Annotated in this window: 3 protein-coding genes; all 3 read right to left on the reverse strand. The window is 62.9% G+C overall.

The window, feature by feature from the left end; genetic code table 11:
• Window positions 1-157 precede the first annotated feature (157 nt).
• Window positions 158-673 (reverse strand): hypothetical protein, encoded by a 516-nt coding sequence (locus tag EN994_RS29945; RefSeq protein ID WP_013529757.1) that lies wholly within the window; start codon window positions 671-673, stop codon window positions 158-160.
• A gap of 97 nt (window positions 674-770) precedes the next feature.
• Window positions 771-1,196, reverse strand: coding sequence for a hypothetical protein (locus EN994_RS29950; RefSeq protein WP_013529758.1), 426 nt, complete (start codon window positions 1,194-1,196; stop codon window positions 771-773).
• 13 nt (window positions 1,197-1,209) lie between these two features.
• A partial coding sequence (locus tag EN994_RS29955; protein ID WP_127308078.1) for a rod-binding protein occupies window positions 1,210-1,738 on the reverse strand: 529 nt, incomplete at its 5' end.

A 1,738-nucleotide genomic window follows, 5' to 3' on the forward strand; every position in this document is an offset into this window, starting at 1 on the left:
CTTCGATCCAGCCGAAGCCCGTGCCGCGGTTTCGCGATCACGGTCGCTGCCGCATATAGCTTTGCGTTGACGTTTACGTCAACGCGAATTCAGGCGGTTGGTTCCTGCCGTTGCGGCAGGCGAGCCTGGAGGAGGCCGGAAATGCGAGCCCGGCAACTCAGTGTTCCTTGAACGCCTTGGTCATTTCGCTCGCCGTCTCGCTTTTCTTGCGGCGCAGCCAGTTGTCGCGGATTTCGTCCTTCGACAGGAAATTGACCTGGTCGATCAGAACCTCATGCACCAAAGGCGCCCCGACACGCGTGTTGACGGTATCGCGGATGGCGGCGCGGAAGGCATCGAGATCGATCGTCGCCTTGTTGGTGAAGTCGATCTGCGGATTGGAATAGAGGTAGGAATAGACCTGGTCGGTGATCAGCGCTTCGGCCGGAATGGACAGTTTCTTGATCTGCTCGGGTTCGACCGTGTAGACAAGCTTGGTCAGGAAATAGCCGCCGATCTCGGAATCGCGGATCAGCGGCACCGAAATGATGTCGGTCTTGACGTAGTCGAGGCCGCCCAGCATCGGCTTCGGCGTTTCGCCGACACCGCGCTCGCCGGCCGCCTGGAAAGAATAGAACACGGCGCCCAGCGTTGCGGCGCAGATCCAGACGGCGATGGCGATGACCTTGATCATCGGGCCTTGTCAGTCCCTTGGTCAGTCCCTTGCAATGGCAACGCGGCACGGCGCCGTTGCCGAGGCAGGATCTCCGATGTGTCGCCTGTGTTCGCCATCACGCCTTTATCCAGCCGAACTCGCCGGCGGAATAGGTGCCGTCGGTCTCGGCGCGCTGGATGGCGTGCCGCAGCAGGCTGGCGACTTCGTTGACCGCGCTGAGATGCGCCAGGATCGCCGCTTCGTTCTTCGCCAGCTTCTGGCGCAGCCGGGTCAGGCCCTCGCGGTGCTGCTCGAGGAATTCGGCTTCGCTGCCGCCCTTCATGGCGCGGGTCAACTCGTAGAGGTAGCGGCTCTTGCGGGCGTTCGATGCCTTGAGATCATAGTTGGTGGCGTTGCGGATGCCTGCCGTCTCTTCCTCGACCACTTCCTCGATGCGGCCGATGATGGCGGCGAGGTTGCCGGGCCGCGCGAACGGGATCGGCGCTTCCGACGTGGTCGTGCGTGCTGGCAGGTTGGGGGTGGATTCCGAAAAGTCGGCCATGGCGTTTCCCAGTTTAGATCTTGATATTTGTTTTTATGGTCGTCTCGTCACCGGTCATCGATCCCGCAGCCTTGCGCTGCAATTGATGGACCAGCGAGGTCGACAGGCTGTTTTGCTGGTCGACCTCGGTCTTTTCCGGCCCGCCCGAAACCGGACCGACGGGCACGACGCGCTTGCCTTCGAGATAGTGGTCGGCGAGCATCGATTTGGCGATGCCGATGCCGCCGCGTTCGGCCATTACGTCCGCCACCCGCTCGGCAAGCTGCGATTTCCACATGTCGCCGGCCAGGCCCTTGCCGTAGACGCCCTCGGTGTCCTTGGGCAGCATGTTCTGGATGAAGGTCTGCAGCACCATCGCCTCGAACTTCTTGAATTTCTTGGCCGGGTCGGTTGCGGCGGCGGCCTTGTCGGCGGTGGCGCGCGACAGGATCGAGCCGGCATCGACGGAAGCGGCGGTGTCGAGTGAAAACGTGCCCGCAGCGCCGCCGGCCCGCTTTGCCAGCGCGGCGCGAGCGGTCTCGATATCCGCCGGGTCGACGGCT

The sequence above is a fragment of the Mesorhizobium sp. M7A.F.Ca.CA.002.09.1.1 genome (genome assembly GCF_003998555.1).
GTDB lineage: Bacteria > Pseudomonadota > Alphaproteobacteria > Rhizobiales > Rhizobiaceae > Mesorhizobium > Mesorhizobium ciceri.

Bases quoted from the DNA above. Each gene is read 5' to 3' on its own strand.
- EN994_RS29950 (WP_013529758.1), bottom strand. From the start codon at position 1,196: ATGGCCGACTTTTCGGAATCCACCCCCAACCTGCCAGCACGCACGACC.
- EN994_RS29945 (WP_013529757.1), bottom strand. From the start codon at position 673: ATGATCAAGGTCATCGCCATCGCCGTCTGGATCTGCGCCGCAACGCTG.